Here is an 18,156-nt window from a genome sequence, read left to right as displayed (position 1 = left end):
AGCGTCCACACCGCAACCCCTAGGGTGGACGGGTGATCTCGGCATCCATTGCTCTGCTCGGAGCGTTGATCTATGGCGCGGCCGATTTCTTCGGCGGACTCGCGGCGCGACGACTCCGCTCGATCGTGGTCACCGCGACCGCGGCCCTGAGCGGACTGGTGATCCTTTTCGCCTTGGTCCCGTTCTTCGGCGCCCGGTGGAACCTCGCCGACGTGGCCTGGGGCGCGCTCTCCGGTGTCTTCGGTGTCATCGCGATCGCCCTGCTGTACGCGTGCCTCGCGATCGGACCGATGAGCATCCTCTCGCCGGTCACCGCCGTGACCTCCGCCATCGCCCCGATGATCTGGGGACTCACGATCGGCGGCGAAAGCCTGACGGTCATCGGATACGTCGGGCTGGGCGTCGCGCTCGTCGCCGTGGTCCTCGTCGGCTTCATTCCCGGCCAGGGTGCGGTACGCCCCTCCGCCCGGGGTCTGCTCATGGCCATCGGCTCGGGGCTTGCGATCGGGGCTTTCCTCATCGCCCTCGATCAGACCAGCGACGACAGCGGCCTGGTACCCATGATCGCGAACCGCTCCACCAACGCGATCATCACGACTCTCATCGTCCTGGTGATGATCGTCGCGGCCGTGCGTCGCGGAGCGGGCGCTGCCGCCGCACTGCGCGTCGGCGCGGTCGAGCTCGGTGCGACACCGACCGGTCATGCCGATCTCGAGCACGCGAGCGCGAAGGCATCCGCTCCCCCGAGCTCGGGGCCCACGGGATGGTGGCTGGCCATCGTGTGCGGAGTGCTCGATGTGATCGCGAACGTCCTGCTCCTGGCTGCCCTGCGGCTCGGGGACCTGTCGATCGTGGCGGCGCTCACTGCGCTCTATCCGGCCGGAACGATCGTGCTTGCCGCACTCGCGCTTCGCGAGCGCATCGCACCCGTGCAGTGGGCGGGCCTCGCTCTCGCACTCGGGGCAGGAGTTCTGCTGGCGCTCGCCTGAGCGGCGCTCGATCAGCCCTCGAGAAACAGCAGTACCGTCGACACGACGAGTCCGGCCAGAGCGAGCGCAGCGAAGCCGACAGTCAGGCGCGCAAGAGATCGGACAAGTGGCGAGGTTCGAGAGACCCGGACGGTGTCGTGTCGACCCAGACGCGCCCAGAGGTCGACCTGCTCATCGTGCACGCTCGCACCGGATGGAAGCGGCGCCTCACCGAGGACGCCGCTGTCGTCGAACCACCGCACGACCTCGCTGCCGGGCGTGGTCGTGACGACGGCGCGCACGGCAACCCATGAACCATCGGCGACCCAGGCAACCAGCGCGGCCATCCCCAGAAGCACCGTCGCACCAAGCCCGATCCACGTGTAGATCTCGAGGGCAACGGCGAGCGCGGGAGGCACGCCATCATTCTCGCAGGGAGTGGGCCGAAGCCACCCAAGGGAATCGTCCCCACCGATGAACGAGAAGAGGCCGCCCTGGGGACGGCCTCTTCTCGTTCAGAGCCACCTAAGGGAATCGAACCCTTGACCTATTCATTACGAGTGAATCGCTCTGCCGTCTGAGCTAAGGTGGCGTGATCGCTCGCGCGATGCACGATCAACGATCTTACCGTGTCCCCGTCCGCCTCGTGACCACGGCGAGCGCTACTGGCAGACGAGACCATCCTCCGGAACGGTTCCCGAGAGGAAATACGCTTCGACCGCGGCATCCACGCACGCGTTGCCCTTGTTGTAGCCCGTGTGCCCCTCCCCGACGCGGGTGATGAGCACGCCGGAGTCGAGTTGCTCAGCCAACGCCACCGACCAGTCGTACGGTGTCGCGGGGTCCCCGGTCGTACCGATCACCAGGATCGGCTCGGCTCCCGCAGCCGAGATCGGCTCCCGGACGCCGGTGGGAGCGTAGGGCCACACCTCGCACAGGTCGACGCCCTCCCAGTACGGCGCGACCGTCGGCGCCTGCTCGGCGATCGCCGCAGCCGAGGCCGCCTCTTCGGCATCCGTTTCGCCGCCCGGATAGTCCATGCAGTTGTAGGTCAGGAAGGCCTCGGTCGAGTTGTCGAGGTACTCGCCGTCCTGCCGGTTGTAGTAGAAGTCCGCGAGCAGGAAGGCGTTGCGCGCATCCCCCTGGAGCACATCCGTCAGAGCCTGCGTCAGGAAGGGCCAGCTGTCCTCCGAATACAGAGCCGTCACGATCGCGGTCACCAACGAGTCGGCGCCCAGCATCCGACCGTCGGCATTGCGGATCGGATCACGATCGACACTGGCCAGCAGGATCGCGAGGTCGCCCATCGCCTCATCGACGGAGCCGCTGAACGGGCACTCGCTCTGCCCCACGCACGAGGCCATGTATGCGCGCAAGGCGTTCTCGAACCCGATGGCCTGCTGTGTCGAGACGTCCAGTCCGCTCAGTGACGGGTCGATCGCGCCATCGAGCACGAGCCGCCCGACGCGGTCGGGGTAGTGCTTCGCGTACGTCGCGCCGAGGAATGTTCCGTACGAGTAGCCGAGATAGTTCAGCTTCTCATCGCCGAGCACCGCGCGCAGCAGGTCCATGTCCTGCGCTGCGCTCTCGGTGTCGATGAACGGCAGGATGCCGTTGCTGTTCTGCTCGCACGCGGCAGCGAACGCCTCTTGCTGCTCCACGACGCGGGCATCCCACTCGGCGGATCGACGCTGCCCCGGAGGGATGTCGAACACGAAGGAGTCCATGCCCGCATCGTCAAGGCACGCGACGGCGCTGGAGTCGCCGACACCCCGCGGGTCGAAGCCGATGATGTCGTAGCTCTCCTGCAGCGCCTGTCCGACGGCAAAGCCCAGGGAGTCCCGGACGAGCGCAACACCGCTCGCGCCCGGCCCGCCGGGGTTGGTCAGAAGAGAGCCGAGCGGCTCGCCGCCGGTGGCGGCGTGGCGGATCACCGCGAGGTCGAGGGTGCCGGCCTCCGGATCGCTCCAGTCCAGGGGGGCTGTCACGGTAGTGCAGTCGAAGCCGTCGCCGCACGCCGCCCACTCGAGGGTCTGCTGATAGAACGGCAGCAGGTCTTCGGCGATTCCGTCGGTGATCGGAGTCGGCGAGCGGTGCGGCGCGTCACTGCGGTCAGGAGCCGGCAGCAGGAAGCATCCGGCAAGTGCCACTGCAGTCGCGGTTGTCACCGCACCGAGCGCGAGAAGTCGTCGAGCGAGGCGTGCAGTCATGGCGTCCTTCCCGTCGAAACGGTGATGAGCAGACTCTCCAGCGCGAGGGTCGGCGCGACGTTCTGCTCGAGGTTGCGACGAGTCCGGGCGATTTCGTCGAGCACCACGAGCGTACGCTGCGGCGGCCAGGCCTCGGCCAGCGCGCGCAGGTCGGCATCCAGCTCCCGGTTGATCAGGATGCTTCCGCCGGCGTCGCCGGTCCGTCCGAACTGGATCATCAGCACGTCCCGGTACAGGGATTGCAGATCGGTCAGCACGCGGTCGATGCCGTCGCGGAGGCTCCGTGTGGAGCGGCGCTTCTGGTCCTCCTCGAGGGCGTTGACCTGGGCCCGAACGGCGGGAGGAACCGCAGCTCCCTCGGCGATGCCGAGCGTGCGCAGCAGACTCTGACGCTCGGCGTCGTCGCGTTCGGCCGTGAGCGCTTTCGCGTCGTCGGTCGCCGCCTGCACGATGCGCCCTGCCACATCCACCGCGTCGCCGACGTTGCGTACCCCCAGCGCCGAGCGCAGCGTCAGGTCGCGCCGGGCGCGAGCCTCGGCATCCGTCGCCAGCCGCTGGGCCATCCCGATGTGCCGCTGAGCGTGCCGGGCGGACTGCTCGGCTGTCGCCTGGTCGACTCCCGTGCGGCGCGCGATGAGGGCAGCGACGTCGGCGACCTCGGGTTCCCGCAAGCGCACGACCCGAACGCGAGACCGGATGGTCGGAAGCAGGTCGGCGTCGCTGGGTGCACACAGCACCCACACCGTCCGCTCGGGGGGCTCTTCAAGGGCTTTGAGGAGGACGTTCGAGGTGCGCTCGGCCATGCGGTCGGCGTCCTCGACGATGATGACCCGGTACCGACCGAGCGATGGCGCGAAGTAGGCGCGTTCGACGAGCTGGCGTGCTTCGTCGATGCGGATGATGACCTGCTCGGTGCGCAGCACCGTCACGTCGGGGTGGGTGCGCGCGATCACCTGCCGCATGGTCGCCTCGTCGCCGGGCTCGGCGATCAGGGCTGCCGCGAACGCGGCGGCAAGAGTCGACCTTCCCGACCCCGGTGGTCCGGTGATGAGCCACGCGTGTGCGAGGGACTCAGGGTCGGATGCCGCTGCCTGGAACTGCGCAACGGCATCGGGCTGCCCCCACACGGCGCCCCACGGGACATCCTGCTCGGGGGGCGCTGCATGCATGCTGACCAGCGTAGCTGCGGCACCCGACCATGACCCGCGAGCGGAGGGCGCCGCAGCTCCGGTCACCCGGCAAGGAGCTCGGCGACCCGGGTGCGGATGACTCCCGCAATCTGATCCGCGGGAAGCGAGGCATCCAGAACGAGGAAACGGTCCGGCTCGGCCGCGGCCAGCGCGAGATACTCGGCACGCACCCTCGCATGAAACTCGTCCCGTTCGGACTCGAGCCGGTCGAAGGGTTTGTCGTCGGCATCCAGCCGTGCTCGCGCCGCCGCCGGATCAAGGTCCAGCAGCACCGTCAGGTCGGGAAGCAGCCCCTCGGTCGCCCACAGCGACAGGTCCCGGATCTCGGTGCGCCCGAGCACCCGACCCGCGCCCTGGTAGGCCACCGAAGAATCGAGGTAGCGATCCTGGAGCACGACCTCGCCGCGCGCGAGGGCCGGCCGGACGACCGTGGCGATGTGGTGGGCGCGGTCGGCGGCGTAGAGGAGCGCTTCGGCCCGCGGTGAGACCTCGCCGCGGTGGTGCAGCACGATGTCGCGGATGAGTCCGCCGACCTCGGTGCCGCCGGGCTCTCTCGTGCGCACCACGACGCGCCCCTCGGACTCGAACCACTCCTGCAGCAGTCTCGCCTGCGTCGTCTTGCCCGAGCCGTCACCACCCTCGAGCGTGATGAACAGTCCCGGTCCGGTCACTTCTTCGCCGTCGTCTTGCGTGCCGTCGTGCTGCGTCGGGTCGTCGTGCGCTTGGGCGCCGGGCCCTTGGCGCGCTTGTCGGCCAGCAGCTGCACCGCCCGCTCGAAGGTCACGTCGTCGACCTGCTCCCCCCGCGGAATCGTGGCGTTGGTCTCCCCATCGGTGACGTACGGACCGAATCGACCGTCGCGCAGGCGGATCGGCTTGCCGCTGGTCGGGTCGGCGTCGAACTCCTTGAGCGCACTCGACGCGCGCCGCGCCCCGTACTTCGGCTGCGCATACAGTTCGAGCGCCTGCTCGAGGGTGATGTCGAAGATCTGCGCCTCGCTTTCGAGCGAGCGCGAATCGGTGCCCTTCTTCAGGTATGGGCCGAAGCGGCCGTTCTGCGCCGTGATCTGCTCCCCCGTCGCCGGATCCTCGCCCACGACGCGGGGAAGCTCCAGCAGCCGCAGCGCCGTCTCGAGGTCGATCGTGTCGACCGACATCGATCGGAACAGCGATGCCGTGCGGTTCTTCGGCGCGGCATCCTTGGCCTTCTTGCCCTTCGCGGGGGCGGTCTCCTTCGCGGCGGGCGCGGACTCGATCACTTCGCCGGTCTCGGGGTCCACCGCGACCGGGGCCTCGGGCTCGGTCTCTTCGATGTAGGGACCGAAGCGGCCGTCCTTGACGACGATGAGCTTGCCGTTGGCAGGGTTCTCGCCGAGCACGCGGTTGCCGGCCACGGGCGCGTCGATGAGCTCCTGCGCCTTCGCGGGGGTCAGCTCGTCGGGCGCGAGATCCTCGGGGATGTTGACACGGCGCGGCTCGGCATCCGGGTTCGCGGGGTCGACGACCTCGAGATACGGTCCGTACTTGCCGAAACGCAGGGTCACGGTGTCGGTGATCCGGGTGGCGTTGAGCTCGCGGGCGTCGATCTCGCCGAGGTTCTCGACGATGTTGCGCAGCCCGACGTGGGCGTCGGAGCCGAAGTAGAACTCCTTCAGCCATGCGGTGCGCTGCTGCTCACCCCGGGCGATCGCGTCCAGGTCGTCTTCGAGGGCTGCCGTGAAGTCGTAGTCGACGAGGTCGGCGAAGTGCTGTTCGAGCAGTCGCACGACGCTGAACGAGAGCCACGTCGGCACGAGGGCCTGGCCGCGCTTGACGACATAGCCGCGGTCGAGGATCACGTCGATGATGCTCGCGAAGGTCGAGGGTCGGCCGATGCCCTTCTCCTCGAGCGCCTTGACCAGGCTCGCCTCCGTATAGCGGGGCTTGGGGCTGGTGCTGTGACCCTTCGGTTCGATCTCGGCGAGCGCCAGCACGTCCCCGACGGCGAGGGCGGGCAGCGATTGGTCGTCGGAGCGGTCCGCGTCGCTGCGCTTCTCGTCCCTGCCCTCTTCGTAGGCCTCGAGGAACCCCTTGAAGGTGTAGACGGTCCCGGATGCCGTGAACTCGGCGGTCTTGCCGCCGGCATCCACCGCGAGGGTGACGGTCGTGGTCTCGTACTTCGCATCCGACATCTGGCTGGCGATGGTGCGCTTCCAGATGAGGTCGTACATGCGCTCTTCGTCGCGGTCGAGCTGACCGGTGACCTCCGTGGGACGGCGGAAGAACTCCCCCGACGGCCGGATCGCCTCGTGCGCCTCTTGCGCGTTCTTGCTGTTGTTGCGGTAGGTGCGCGGGTTCAGCGGCACAGCCTTGTCACCGTAGAGCTCGACAGCCTGCGTGCGCGCCGCGGTGACCGCCTGCGCCGACAGAGCGGTCGAGTCGGTGCGCATATAGGTGATGTACCCCTTCTCGTAGAGGCGCTGTGCGACGCTCATGGCGTGCTTGGCGCTCATCGAGAGCTTGCGGCCGGCCTCCTGCTGCAGGGTCGAGGTCGTGAAGGGCGGCTTGGGGCTGCGCGTGCCGGGTTTGGCCTCGAGGGCCGTGACGGATGCCTCGGCTGCCGCGTCGACCGCGTCAGCCAGCGCGCGGGCTGCGGCCTCGTCGAGCACGACGACGGCCTTCTTGAGCTGACCGTTGTCGTCGAAGTCGGCGCCTCGGGCGAGCGGGGCGCCGTCCAGTCGCGCCAAGCGTGTCGTGAACGAGGAACCCTGCTTCGTTGCGAGAGCCTCGACGTCCCAGTAGTCGGCGGAGACGAACGCCATCCGCTCACGCTCGCGGTCGACGACCATTCGCGTCGCCGCAGACTGCACACGACCCGCCGACAGGGCCGCACCTTCACGCCCGGAGCCGACCTTTCGCCACAGTACGGGTGAAACGTCCCACCCGTAGAGCCGGTCGAGAACGCGGCGCGTCTCCTGGGCGTCCACGAGGGCGAGGTCGAGGTCGCGGGTCTTCTCGACCGCCGCGCGGATCGCCTCCTTGGTGATCTCGTGGAACACCATGCGCTTGACGGGAACCTTGGGCTTGAGCACTTCGAGGAGGTGCCAGGCGATGGCTTCGCCCTCGCGGTCCTCATCGGTGGCGAGCAGGACCTCGTCGGCCTCCTTGAGGGCGCGCTTGAGTTCGGCGACCGTTTTCGTCTTGCGGTCGCTGATGACGTAATAGGGGTCGAAGTCGTTGTCGATGTCGATCGAGTACTTCCCGTACGCCTGCTTCTTCTCGGCCGGGATGTCCTTCTTGCTCGCGAGATCTCGGATGTGTCCCACGGAGCTGAGCACCTCGTACTCGTCGCCCAGGTACCCCTGGATCGACTTCATCTTCGTCGGGGACTCGACGATGACGAGCTTCTTGCCTGTGGCCAACGAAAGCTTCCTTTCTTCGATGCACACCATACACACACGGCGACACAGCGAAGGCTGGGAGGCCGAACCTCATCCGCCGGCACAGCCCTACGTCGGGGGCCCCGCGCGCGCCGACGCGCTGACCTCGAACGCGCCGAACCGAACCGTGACCGAGACCGTGGCGATGAGCTCGGCGAGGTCGCACACCCGCAGCCGGGCACCCCCTGCCGCCGCGACCTGTTCGGCCCGATCGCAGGGTACGCCGTCGACTGCGCCGGACGCGGCATCCGCCGCTGCCAGCGCCGCCGCATCAGCGGCACCGCTCGCTCGCTGAGCGACAACGGATGCCGCACCCACTCCTGCCGAGGCGACGATCACCGACGCCGCGACCGCTGCCAGGCCGACCGAAGCCAGGGTGCCTGCCATCACCAGCCCCCCGCGAGCGCGCACCCGCGGGCGCTGATCGCGATCCCCGAGACCGTGCGCGATGCGGTGACGCAGATGAGGTCTCCGGAGTCGCTGATCTGCACGGCGGCGCCCGGAACCGCGGCCTGCACGACTCCGACGACACGGGCGCCGCTTTCGCCACGGGAGGCGAGCCGAGCCGCGTCGGCGACGGCATCCTGAAGAAGGATCTGGCGCCCTGCCGCTCCGAGCAACCCGACGGCCATGAGGATCACCACGGCAACCGCCGTCAAGGCGATCGCGAACTCGGCGGCGACCGACCCGCGATCACCGCCGAGTCCGCCACGGATCATTCGACGTCGCGGATCATTCGACACTGAGCGCGCGCCGCACGAGGTCGGTGAGGATGCCGCGCACCTCATCCGAGCGCATGATGACCACGAGCAGGCCCGCGAATGCGACGGCCGCCATGGTGGCGATCGCGTACTCGGCCGTGGCGGCGCCGGTCTCGTCGAGGAACAGCTCGCGCGCTGCGCGCGAGGTCAGGCGGGGCAGGGAACGGGGTGACATGGGATCTCCAATCAGGTGGGGGCACACGGGTGGGCACGGTCAGGGAAGAGGGAGCGACACGGAGGGGAGGATGCTCAGGAACATCGGCGCGACCCCCAGGCAGAGGAAGGCAGGGAGCGTGCAGACGCCGAGCGGAAGGAGCAGTTTCGTGGACAGTCGCGCGGCCCGGAGCCTCCCATCCACCCGGGCCCGGTGACGATCGAGCGCGGCAGCGGACCGGAGGAGTTCGACGGCGGGCACGCCGGCCGCTTCCGAGAGCACGAGGGTGTCGCGGACCGCATCCGAATCGGCGGCGCTCGCTCCCCGGGCCTCACGGACGAGCTGCTGTGCACGGGAGACCGAGACCCCGCCGCTGAGCGCGATAGCCGTGAGGTCGGCATCCATCCCCGGCATCGCCGCGTCTCGATGAGCGGCGAGGGCGAGCCGGGAGGTCCAGCGGCGCCCCGCGAGGAGGAGGCCGACTCCGACGACGGCGCAGGCCCATCCCGCCGGCTCGCGCAACAGCGTCCCGACCGGGTCAAACCCGAGAGCGATCGCGAGGCCGATGCCCACCGCGGGCAGCCAGCTCAGGAGCCGGGCCGTCGAGGTCGGCTCGGCGAGCGCGACGCGGATCTCGTCGGCCGCCTGGGCGGCATCGCGCAGCACGTCGGCAAACGACCGGAGCGTCGGCGCAAGCGGCGCTCCGACGGCCGTGGCGATGGACCACGCCGCGGCCACCTCACCCCACATGCGCCGTTCGCGGTGTTCGAGGGATCCGCGGACGGGGTCGGCGCGTGTGAACCCGAACAGACCTGACCGCTCGGGCGGGGGCGGGTCCGTGCCCAGTGCAGCGAGCGCGCCGTCGAGCCGAGCTCCGCCACGAACGGCCTCCTGGACTCTGGATGCCCGTTCATCGCCCTGCTGCGCGAGGTGTTCCCAGGCGCGCGCCGGGGTGACGCCCGCTTCGAGCAGCACAGCGACGCGCAGCACGGTCTCGGCCACCGCGGTTGTCATGACACCTCTTCTATGCGGAGGCGGCCATCTGGTCCGAGCGCCGGACGGCCGAGCGAGCTCACCCGCCGGGTACCGTCCCGGTCGCGCGTCACGTGGATGACGACACCGATCGCGCTGGTGACCTGGCGCGCCAAGGCGTGGTCGGTCAGTCCCGCGAGCGCGCCGAGCGCCTCGAGTCGGGCCGGGACATCGGTGAGACTGTTGGCGTGGACGGTGCCGGCACCGCCGTCGTGCCCGGTGTTCAGCGCCGAGAGCAGTTCCCGGATCTCTTCGCCGCGGCACTCCCCCACGACCAGGCGGTCGGGTCTCATCCGCAGCGCTTCACGCACGAGCCGCGCCAGGCCGATACCTCCGGCGCCCTCGAGGTTCGGCTGGCGCGCCTCCAGGCGCACATGGTGCGGATGATCGAGGCGCACCTCGGCCACATCCTCGATCGTGAGGATGCGCTCGTCGTGTCGGGCTTCGGCCAGCAGCGCCGACAGCAGCGTGGTCTTGCCCGCTCCCGCCGCACCGGTGACCAGCAGGTTCTCCCGCGCCGCCACGAGCGCACGCAGTCGCTCGCCCAGTTCCGGGTCGAACATGCCGCGGCGGCCGAGTTCGGCGAGGGTGACGACCTCCAGCCGCGGCACGCGAATCGACACGAGTGTGCCGCTCACCGACACCGGAGGAAGAACAGCGTGCACGCGGGCGCCGCCGTCCAATCGCACGTCGACGCACGGGTGCGACTCGTCGATGTGACGACCACCGGCCGCGATCAGAGCGACTGCCAGCTCGCGCGCGTCGGACTCCTCGAGTGCGATCTCCGGCACCAGGCGCGGGCCCTGACCCGAGTCGACGAAGACGGACGCCCCGTTCACGAACAGGTCCGTCGTGCGCGGGTCCTCCAGATGTGGCCGCAATCGCTCAAGCGCCGGATGCCGCGTCCACTCCGCACGTCGCACCGAGCCGAGCGCCCCGGCGGCGTGGGGTCCCCGCAGGCCGGGCCCCGGCCGCCCCGGCAGGGCCGGTGGAAGGGGGACGAAGAGGTCTGGCATGCCTCGACGGTAGGCATCCAGTCGAGACGAGCGTGGCCGAGTCCGCCGGCCCGGGCGCAACGAGATCAACAGCGCGCCTGGGGAGGAATGCGCCGCGGGGCGAGAACCCGATACGCAGAAGGAGAGCCGTCTGCACAAAGAGAAGGCGGCATCCCATCGGGGGAGAGGGATGCCGCCGTGCGACACCGTTATCGGGGGTGGTCGGTGTCGCGATGCCAGAATCAGATGTTCGGCCGCGCACAAGCATACGCAACGGACGGGGGTCGTCACAATCCGTTGTGGAGAATCGACCACCCCCACTTCCGGAGGTAGTGTGCCCGGTGCGGTGCTGATTAGCCTTTTCGCTAGCTCTCGAGACGAGACGAATCACGAGAACCCCTCCAGCCCGCGAAGGAGCGAGCCGAATGAGCAGTCAGATCGACCACCTGCTGAACGAGACCCGGCGATTCGCGCCGTCAGCCGCTTTCGCCGAGAACGCGGTCGCTGGAGCCGAGCTCTACGAGCGTGCCCGGGAGGATCGCGAAGGGTTCTGGGCCGAGCAGGCGCGCGAACTGCACTGGCACACGCCGTTCACCGAGGTGCTCGACTGGTCGACCCCGCCGTTCGCGAAGTGGTTCGCGGATGGCGAGATCAACGTGGCCTACAACTGCCTCGACCGGCACGTCGAGGCGGGTAACGGCGACCGCGTCGCCCTGCTCTGGGAGGGAGAACCGGGCGATTCCCGCCGTGTCACCTACGCGGAGCTGACCGACGAGGTCAAGCGTGTCGCGAATGTCCTCGAAGGTCTCGGGGTCGGCGAGGGCGACCGAGTGGCGATTTACATGCCGATGATCCCCGAGGCGATCGCCGCGATGCTCGCCGTGGCGCGGATCGGCGCGATCCACTCGGTTGTGTTCGGCGGTTTCTCGGCCGACAGCCTGCGGGCGCGCATCGACGACGCCGGCGCGAAGGTCGTCATCACCGCTGACGGCGGCTACCGCAAGGGCAAGGTCTCGGCCTTGAAGCCCGCCGTGGATGCCGCGCTGAGCGACCGCGGCGCCGGCGAGCAAGAGACTGTCGAGCACGTCCTCGTCGTCCGACGCGGCGAGAACCCGGTCGAGTGGACCGAGGGCCGGGACATCTGGTGGCACGACGCCGTGCCGGCAGCATCCGCCGAGCACGAGGCGAAGGCGTTCCCCGCCGAGAACCCGCTGTTCATCCTGTACACCTCGGGAACCACCGGGAAGCCCAAGGGCATCCTGCACACCTCGGGCGGGTACCTCACGCAGGCGGCGTTCACGAACCGCGTCGTCCACGACCTGCACCCCGAGACCGACGTCTTCTGGTGCACCGCCGATGTCGGCTGGATCACCGGTCACAGCTACGTCACGTACGGGCCGCTCGCCAACGGCGCGACGCAGGTGATGTACGAGGGCACCCCCGACAGTCCGCACCCCGGCCGCTGGTGGGAACTCGTCGAGAAGTACGGCGTCACGATCCTCTATACCGCCCCCACCGCGATCCGCTCGTTCATGAAGATCGGTCGCACCGAGGTGCAGAAGTTCGACCTGTCCAGCATCCGTCTGCTCGGCTCCGTGGGTGAACCCATCAACCCCGAGGCATGGATCTGGTACCGCGAGGTGATCGGGGCGGATGCCGCGCCCATCGTCGACACGTGGTGGCAGACCGAGACGGGAGCGATCATGATCTCTGCCCTGCCCGGCGTCACCGAGACCAAGCCCGGCAGCGCCCAGGTTCCGCTCCCCGGCATCGGAGTGGACGTCGTCGACGAGAACGGCGAGCACGTCGGCAACGGCAACGGCGGCCTACTCGTGCTCACCGAGCCGTGGCCGAGCATGCTGCGCGGCATCTGGGGTGACCCGGAACGGTTCGTCGAGACCTATTGGGAGAAGTTCCGCGATCAGGGCTACTACTTCGCCGGCGACGGCGCGCGCCTCGACGAGGACGGCGACGTGTGGCTGCTGGGCCGCGTGGATGATGTCATGAACGTCTCGGGGCACCGACTGTCGACGACGGAGATCGAGTCCGCCCTCGTCGCCCACGAGGCCACCGCCGAGGCCGCTGTCGTCGGGGCGTCCGATGAGACCACCGGCCAGGCAGTCGTCGCGTTCGTCATCCTCAAAGAGAGCTTCCTGAAGGCCCACTCCCCCGAGGGACTGGCGGCGCAGCTGCGTGCGTGGGTCGCGGAGCAGATCGGCCCGATCGCACGCCCGCGCGACATCTACATCGTCGGTGAGCTCCCGAAGACCCGCTCGGGCAAGATCATGCGGCGCCTGCTGCGGGATGTCGCCGAGGGCCGCGAAGTGGGCGACACCACGACGCTCGCCGACACCGCAGTCATGTCGGTGATCTCCGCGCAGGTCCGCTGAGGTCGGCATCCGCCGGCATCCGCGGAGGCGTTTCAGAACCGAATCGTCCCGCGCCGGGGGATTGGTTCTCCGGGCGAACGTGGTGCTCAGGCGAGGGTGAAGATGACCTCGACCTCGACGGGGCTGTCCAGCGGCAGCACCGGAACACCGACAGCTGACCGGGCGTGACGGCCAGCGTCGCCGAAGACCTCACCGAGAAGCTCGCTCGCGCCGTTGATGACACCCGGCTGGCCGGTGAACTCGGGAACGGATGCCACGAACCCGGTCACCTTCAGTACGCCGGTGAGTTTGTCGACGCCGCCCGCGGCAGCCGCGGCGGCAGCGATCGCGTTGAGTGCCGACTGTCGCGCATAGGACGCGGCATCCGAAGCCGGAACGAGGCCGTGACCGTCGCCGACCTTGCCGGTAGCAGGCAGCGCACCCGAGACGAACGGCAGCTGACCGGCGGTGCAGACGAGGTCGCCGTGCACCTTCGCGGGGATGTACGCGGCGACCGGCGGGGCGATCTGCGGCAGGTCGATGCCGAGCTCTGCAAGGCGGGCGGAAATGCTCATCGGGTCACGCTCCGAACTGCTGGGCGGCGGTGGCTGCCGCATCGAGACCGGTGTTGGCGGCTCCCCCGCCGGTGGGACGCTTGAAGTAGCCGACGAGGCCGCCCTCGGGGCCGGGGACGACCTGCACCAGCTCCCACCCCTGCTTGCCCCAGTTGTTGAGGATCGCGGCGGTGTTGTGGATCAGCAGCGGCGTGGTCATGTACTCCCACGTGATCATCGGGGCTCCTGGGTGGTCGGCGGAGGCGGAGAGCGGATGCCTCCCGCTCGTCTCGACCTCGCGGGCGCGCGCGAACCTGTCGAGCCTTCGTACAGGAAGCTCCCTTACGATCAAGCCTATGCCTGAAACGAAACGAACGGCAGGCGGTGTGCTCGGCGGCCTCCTCGGTGTGGTCGGCCTCAGCACCGTTGCGGGAGTCCTCGTCGCCGCCACCGTGACGCCGGCGATCGCCCTGTCTGGTGCCGCGGCTTCCAGCGCCATCACGCTTTTCGACAATCTTCCCAGCGCGCTCGAGATCGACGAGCTGATGCTGCCCACGACCTTCTACTGGAAGAACCCCGACACGGGTGAAGACGAGGTCATGACGCAGTTCTATGACCAGAACCGCGACCCCGTGGGCTTCAACGACGTCGCTACGGTCATGTACGACGCGATTCTGTCCAGTGAAGACAAGAACTTCTACTCCCACGGCGGCGTCGACCTCGTGGGAACGGCCCGCGCCATTGTCTCCGGTGGCTCCCAGGGCGGTGGATCCTCCATCAGCCAGCAGTACGTCAAGAACATCCTCATCCAGAAGTGCGAGGCCGAGGTCGGCACCGGCGACACGGCGGACATGACGCAGGAAGAGAAGGACGCCGCCAAGCAGGCGTGCTTCACCGACGCAACGGTCGCCAGCGGCGTCGAGGGCTACCAGCGCAAGCTGCAGGAGATGCGGTACGCGATCGCCCTCGAACAGAAGTACTCGAAGGACGAAATCCTTCTCGGATACCTCAACATCGCCAACTTCGGCGGGCAGAACTACGGCATCGGCGCGGCCGCGCACTATTACTTCGGAGTAGACGCCGCGAACCTGACTCTCGGTCAGGCTGCCGCGCTCGCCGGAATGGTGCAGACCCCGAACCTGTACCGCCTCGACAGGCCGGACGGCTCGTGGACCGACAAGGACGGCAATCCGATCAACAGCGCGGCAGACGGCTACGCGCTCACCAAGGGCCGGCAGATCTACGTCCTTGACCGGATGCTCGCCGATGGCAAGATCACGCAGGAAGAGTACGACGCCGCCGTCGCCGAACCGATCGTGCCGGCCATCACCCCGGCGGACACCGGCTGCGGCGTGGTACCTGGAAAGGCCGCGTACTTCTGTCAGTACGTGCGCGGGATCATAGAGAACGACGAGGCCTTCGGCGCGACACCGGAGGAGCGCACGAAGTTGCTCAAGCAGGGCGGGCTCAACGTCTACCTCACGATCGACCGGCGCCTGCAGGCTGCCGCCGAACAGGCGATGGTCGACAACGTGCCCACCTCCATCGAGGGCTACACGAACGCCGACACCGGGCGCCTCGGTGCTGCGACCGTCAGCATCGAGACGAAGACCGGCCGCATCCTCGAGATCACGCAGAACACCAACTTCAGCGAGACCATCAAGGACGACCCGAACTACTCCTCGCTGGTGTATGCCGGTAACCAGAAGTACGGAAACTCGAACGGATTCGAGGGTGGCTCGACCTTCAAGGTCTTCACGCTGCTCGAATGGCTGCAAGAGGGGCACTCGGTCAACGAAGTGCTCAACGGCCGAGCTCAGATCTTCAAGAGCTTCCGCAACAGCTGCACCGGCGACATCTCGAACAACACGCTCATTCAGAACTTCGCGAAGAACCCGGGCTATGTCGGAACGCCCATGCGCTTCACCTCTGACTCCCTGAACACCGGCTTCCTGGCGATGGCTTCGAAGATCGACCTGTGCGGGATCCAGAACACCGTGGAGAAGATGGGCGTCCGGCTCGGAGACGGCAGTGTGGTGCCCGTCGAAGTGCCGTTCCAGATCCTCGGGTCCAACAACATCCCGCCGATCGATGTGGCCGCGGCGTACGCAACGATCGCGAACAACGGCGTCTACTGCACACCCAAGGCGATCGACCGCATCACGGATGCGAACGGCAACGAGGTCGCCCTTCCGGAGGCCTCGTGCACGCAGGCGCTCGAGCCGAACATCGCAGCGACAGCCGCCTACGCGCTGCAGGCGGTCATGACCAACGGGTCGGGGCGTGCATCGAATCCGTATGACGGCACGCCGGTTCTCGGCAAGACGGGTACCCACGAGGCGAAGCAGACCTGGCTCGTCGGGTCGAGCACGAACGTGACGACGGCCGTGTGGGTGGGCAACTCCGAGGGCTACGCGAACGTCGACCGGTGGCCCTGGAACCACCTCTACACTCGCCATTCGATCGCCCGTCCGATCCTCGCGGCGGCGAACTCGCTGTACGGCGGCGACGGGTTCCCCGCCCCAGATCCGAACCTCACCAAGACAGTGCTCTACGACCTGCCGAACGTTGTAGGCCAGAGCATCGAGGCTGCGACCAAGACGCTCGAGGATGCCGGCTTCGAGGTGATCGTCGGCGAGGCGGTCGACTCGACCGCGGGCGCCGGGATCGTCGCGCAGCAGGATCCGGGGGCCGGCAAGGTCGCTGGTGGAACGGCAGTGACGATCCGCCCGAGCAATGGCCAGGGAGTTTCGGTTCCCGCGGTGAGTGGTTCCGTCGACCAGGCGCGAAGCGCGCTCCAAGGCGCGGGCCTCAACGTCGCAGGGGGCACCTGCAGTAACCCCGCTGCCACTGCCACGGTGACCGGAACCAACCCCGGCGCGGGCACGGTGGTCGCTCGAGGCTCGACAGTGAACCTCAACGTGACGTGCACCGCGCCGCCGGCCCCCACACCGGCACCCACGCCGTGAGCTCACCGCTCGCGCGCACCGCCCTCACGACCCTTGGGGTCGTGGGGGCGGTCGGTGTCGGCACCGCTGTATGGGGAATCGGCATCGAACGCTACCTCTACGCTGTGCGACGTCATGATGTACGCATCCTGCCGCCCGGGTCCGCGCCGCTCCGGGTCCTCCACCTCTCCGACATCCACATGGCGCCGTGGCAGCGTCGAAAACAGCGCTGGCTGGCGGGTCTTGCCGAGGAGCTTCGTCCCGACCTGGTCGTGAACACCGGTGACAACCTCGGGCATGCAGAGGGGCTGGCCGGTGTTCGAGCGGCGCTGGACCCCCTCCGTGGCATCCCCGGTGTCTACGTCCACGGGTCGAACGATCACGACGCGCCCCTCCCCCGCAACCCGCTGCTGTACTTCTCGGGACCGTCGAGGGCCGTGCCGAAGCCTCAGCGGCTCGATGTCGGCGCGCTCGACGCGTACCTCCAGGAAGAGCTCGGCTGGAATGAGCTCAACAACGCAGCGGCCACGCTCGTCGCGGGAGATCGGGTCGTGGCTGCCTTCGGCGTGAGCGACGCCCACCGTCACTGGGACCGCCTCGAGGTCCTTCCGCCGCTCGTCGAGTCGCTGACTGCGCAGTCCCCCGCGCTCACGATCGGTGTCAGCCACGCCCCCTACCGGCGGGTGCTCGACGCGTTTACGGGCCTGGGCGCCGACATGATCTTCGCCGGGCACACGCACGGCGGTCAGGTGCGGATGCCGGGACTCGGCGCCCTGGTGGCCAACTGCGACATCCCGCTCGACCAAGCACGGGGTCTGAGCACCTGGTCCGCCGACGGCCGCTCGGTACCGCTGAACGTCAGCGCCGGGGTCGGGCATTCGATCTACGCGCCGGTGCGCTTCGCCTGCCGCCCCGAGGTCTCGATTCTCACCCTCCGCGCTGTCAGCGCGTGATTCCGAGCTGGCGCAACAACTCGTAGCCGGTGGGGTCGTCGGGCAGGAACCAGTTGAACCCTTCTTCCACGAACACGACGACCATGTTCAGGACGATCGTGGCGAAGAAGGCCCAGACGATGACCCACGCGATCGTGCGTCCGGCGCGTCCTGTGGGGGCCACTGGCTCCAGAGCCGTGCCGAACATGAGCACGACCCCCACGAAGAGCGCGACCACCACGAAGGTGATCAGCGCCCACGTGTACAGGTGCAGTCCCATGATGGCGGTGCCGTATCCCGGGTCACCCGGAAGGATGTGGAGCTCGATCTGCCGCGTGGACATCGTCGCCCCGACAATGGCTCCGACCAATGCCATTCCCAGCCCCGTCAGGTAGCGAGGTGTCGTGAGGGTGCCGCGCAGCGTCTGGACGACGATGTAGACGGCACCGAGAGTCGCCGCGATCATGGCCATGCGCTGCACGATGCACAGCGGGCACGGCATTTCGCCGAAGCCGAACTGGAAGACGAACATCGCTGTGGACAGGATGCCGAGGTAAGCGGCGATGAACAGGATCTGGGCCCAGAAGCCCAGCACTCGAAGAAGGGGACGCTCGTTCATCGGTGA

At 68.4% G+C, this 18,156-nt stretch carries 17 protein-coding genes and 1 tRNA gene; 4 read left to right on the top strand and 14 right to left on the bottom strand.

What is annotated here, in order from left to right:
* The first annotated feature begins 32 nt into the window (after nucleotides 1-32).
* Nucleotides 33-989: an EamA family transporter gene (locus AC3ENO_RS02405; protein ID WP_434969007.1), complete on the top strand. Its 957-nt coding sequence runs from the start codon at nucleotides 33-35 to the stop codon at nucleotides 987-989.
* An 11-nt stretch (nucleotides 990-1,000) separates the two neighbouring features.
* Here the strand turns inward: AC3ENO_RS02405 and AC3ENO_RS02400 are convergent, their stop codons facing one another.
* The 11 genes from AC3ENO_RS02400 to AC3ENO_RS02350 all read right to left on the bottom strand — a co-directional run bounded on the left by AC3ENO_RS02400 (nucleotide 1,001) and on the right by AC3ENO_RS02350 (nucleotide 10,749).
* Nucleotides 1,001-1,387, bottom strand: a complete 387-nt coding sequence (locus tag AC3ENO_RS02400; RefSeq protein ID WP_434969006.1) for a hypothetical protein — start codon at nucleotides 1,385-1,387, stop codon at nucleotides 1,001-1,003.
* A 100-nt stretch (nucleotides 1,388-1,487) separates the two neighbouring features.
* Nucleotides 1,488-1,560: transfer RNA gene (locus AC3ENO_RS02395), tRNA-Thr, on the bottom strand.
* Between the two features lie 70 nt (nucleotides 1,561-1,630).
* Entirely contained in the window at nucleotides 1,631-3,178 is a 1,548-nt protein-coding gene (locus AC3ENO_RS02390; protein ID WP_434969005.1) for an alpha/beta hydrolase, read from the bottom strand.
* Nucleotides 3,175-4,347 (bottom strand): DNA polymerase III subunit delta', encoded by a 1,173-nt coding sequence (locus AC3ENO_RS02385; RefSeq protein WP_434969004.1) that lies wholly within the window; start codon nucleotides 4,345-4,347, stop codon nucleotides 3,175-3,177. Before AC3ENO_RS02385 ends, AC3ENO_RS02390 begins: the two co-directional genes overlap by 4 nt.
* A 62-nt stretch (nucleotides 4,348-4,409) precedes the next feature.
* Complete coding sequence (tmk, locus tag AC3ENO_RS02380) at nucleotides 4,410-5,039, bottom strand: dTMP kinase (protein WP_434969003.1); 630 nt, start codon at nucleotides 5,037-5,039, stop codon at nucleotides 4,410-4,412.
* Nucleotides 5,036-7,768 (bottom strand): type I DNA topoisomerase, encoded by a 2,733-nt coding sequence (gene topA / locus AC3ENO_RS02375; protein ID WP_434969002.1) that lies wholly within the window; start codon nucleotides 7,766-7,768, stop codon nucleotides 5,036-5,038. Before topA ends, tmk begins: the two co-directional genes overlap by 4 nt.
* A gap of 87 nt (nucleotides 7,769-7,855) precedes the next feature.
* Nucleotides 7,856-8,173 carry an Rv3654c family TadE-like protein gene (locus AC3ENO_RS02370; RefSeq protein ID WP_434969001.1) on the bottom strand — a complete coding sequence of 106 codons (318 nt, stop codon included), beginning with the start codon at nucleotides 8,171-8,173 and terminating at the stop codon, nucleotides 7,856-7,858.
* Nucleotides 8,173-8,505: a TadE family type IV pilus minor pilin gene (locus AC3ENO_RS02365; RefSeq protein ID WP_434969000.1), complete on the bottom strand. Its 333-nt coding sequence runs from the start codon at nucleotides 8,503-8,505 to the stop codon at nucleotides 8,173-8,175. Before AC3ENO_RS02365 ends, AC3ENO_RS02370 begins: the two co-directional genes overlap by 1 nt.
* A 13-nt stretch (nucleotides 8,506-8,518) precedes the next feature.
* Nucleotides 8,519-8,722 (bottom strand): DUF4244 domain-containing protein, encoded by a 204-nt coding sequence (locus AC3ENO_RS02360; RefSeq protein WP_434968999.1) that lies wholly within the window; start codon nucleotides 8,720-8,722, stop codon nucleotides 8,519-8,521.
* 39 nt (nucleotides 8,723-8,761) lie between these two features.
* Nucleotides 8,762-9,715, bottom strand: coding sequence for a type II secretion system F family protein (locus AC3ENO_RS02355; protein ID WP_434968998.1), 954 nt, complete (start codon nucleotides 9,713-9,715; stop codon nucleotides 8,762-8,764).
* The gene (locus AC3ENO_RS02350; RefSeq protein ID WP_434968997.1) at nucleotides 9,712-10,749 is read right to left on the bottom strand and encodes a TadA family conjugal transfer-associated ATPase; all 1,038 of its coding nucleotides are present in this window, start codon (nucleotides 10,747-10,749) and stop codon (nucleotides 9,712-9,714) included. The genes AC3ENO_RS02355 and AC3ENO_RS02350 overlap by 4 nt, the downstream gene beginning before the upstream one ends.
* 404 nt (nucleotides 10,750-11,153) lie before the next feature.
* Between AC3ENO_RS02350 and acs the strand changes: the two genes are divergently transcribed.
* Nucleotides 11,154-13,118, top strand: a complete 1,965-nt coding sequence (gene acs / locus AC3ENO_RS02345) for an acetate--CoA ligase (RefSeq protein ID WP_434968996.1) — start codon at nucleotides 11,154-11,156, stop codon at nucleotides 13,116-13,118.
* An 86-nt stretch (nucleotides 13,119-13,204) separates the two neighbouring features.
* Here acs and AC3ENO_RS02340 read toward each other — a convergent pair whose 3' ends face one another.
* A complete protein-coding gene (locus AC3ENO_RS02340; protein ID WP_434968995.1) occupies nucleotides 13,205-13,672 on the bottom strand; it encodes a RidA family protein in 468 nt (155 codons plus the stop codon).
* Between the two features lie 4 nt (nucleotides 13,673-13,676).
* The gene (gene sp36 / locus AC3ENO_RS02335) at nucleotides 13,677-13,889 is read right to left on the bottom strand and encodes a Sp36 family protein (protein WP_434968994.1); all 213 of its coding nucleotides are present in this window, start codon (nucleotides 13,887-13,889) and stop codon (nucleotides 13,677-13,679) included.
* Nucleotides 13,890-14,007: 118 nt separating this feature from the next.
* Between sp36 and AC3ENO_RS02330 the strand changes: the two genes are divergently transcribed.
* Nucleotides 14,008-16,620, top strand: a complete 2,613-nt coding sequence (locus AC3ENO_RS02330; protein WP_434968993.1) for a transglycosylase domain-containing protein — start codon at nucleotides 14,008-14,010, stop codon at nucleotides 16,618-16,620.
* Nucleotides 16,617-17,552, top strand: coding sequence for a metallophosphoesterase (locus AC3ENO_RS02325; protein ID WP_434968992.1), 936 nt, complete (start codon nucleotides 16,617-16,619; stop codon nucleotides 17,550-17,552). The genes AC3ENO_RS02330 and AC3ENO_RS02325 overlap by 4 nt, the downstream gene beginning before the upstream one ends.
* On the opposite strand, the gene AC3ENO_RS02320 is transcribed toward AC3ENO_RS02325, so the two are convergent.
* Nucleotides 17,542-18,150: a disulfide bond formation protein B gene (locus tag AC3ENO_RS02320; protein ID WP_434968991.1), complete on the bottom strand. Its 609-nt coding sequence runs from the start codon at nucleotides 18,148-18,150 to the stop codon at nucleotides 17,542-17,544. The two genes, AC3ENO_RS02325 and AC3ENO_RS02320, sit on opposite strands and share 11 nt — an antisense overlap.
* Nucleotides 18,151-18,156: the final 6 nt, after the last annotated feature.

It is taken from the genome of Microbacterium sp. bgisy207, from assembly GCF_057706855.1.
This window is presented reverse-complemented; position numbering and strand designations above follow the sequence as displayed.

Excerpts from the sequence above, each read along its gene's own strand:
- AC3ENO_RS02385 (WP_434969004.1), bottom strand. The coding sequence starts at position 4,347 with ATGCATGCAGCGCCCCCCGAGCAGGATGTCCCGTGGGGCGCCGTGTGG.
- AC3ENO_RS02390 (WP_434969005.1), bottom strand. The coding sequence starts at position 3,178 with ATGACTGCACGCCTCGCTCGACGACTTCTCGCGCTCGGTGCGGTGACA.
- AC3ENO_RS02365 (WP_434969000.1), bottom strand. The coding sequence starts at position 8,505 with ATGATCCGTGGCGGACTCGGCGGTGATCGCGGGTCGGTCGCCGCCGAG.
- AC3ENO_RS02340 (WP_434968995.1), bottom strand. The coding sequence starts at position 13,672 with ATGAGCATTTCCGCCCGCCTTGCAGAGCTCGGCATCGACCTGCCGCAG.
- AC3ENO_RS02370 (WP_434969001.1), bottom strand. The coding sequence starts at position 8,173 with ATGGCAGGCACCCTGGCTTCGGTCGGCCTGGCAGCGGTCGCGGCGTCG.
- AC3ENO_RS02355 (WP_434968998.1), bottom strand. The coding sequence starts at position 9,715 with ATGACAACCGCGGTGGCCGAGACCGTGCTGCGCGTCGCTGTGCTGCTC.
- sp36 (WP_434968994.1), bottom strand. The coding sequence starts at position 13,889 with ATGATCACGTGGGAGTACATGACCACGCCGCTGCTGATCCACAACACC.
- AC3ENO_RS02320 (WP_434968991.1), bottom strand. The coding sequence starts at position 18,150 with ATGAACGAGCGTCCCCTTCTTCGAGTGCTGGGCTTCTGGGCCCAGATC.
- AC3ENO_RS02330 (WP_434968993.1), top strand. The coding sequence starts at position 14,008 with ATGCCTGAAACGAAACGAACGGCAGGCGGTGTGCTCGGCGGCCTCCTC.
- acs (WP_434968996.1), top strand. The coding sequence starts at position 11,154 with ATGAGCAGTCAGATCGACCACCTGCTGAACGAGACCCGGCGATTCGCG.
- AC3ENO_RS02360 (WP_434968999.1), bottom strand. The coding sequence starts at position 8,722 with ATGTCACCCCGTTCCCTGCCCCGCCTGACCTCGCGCGCAGCGCGCGAG.
- AC3ENO_RS02350 (WP_434968997.1), bottom strand. The coding sequence starts at position 10,749 with ATGCCAGACCTCTTCGTCCCCCTTCCACCGGCCCTGCCGGGGCGGCCG.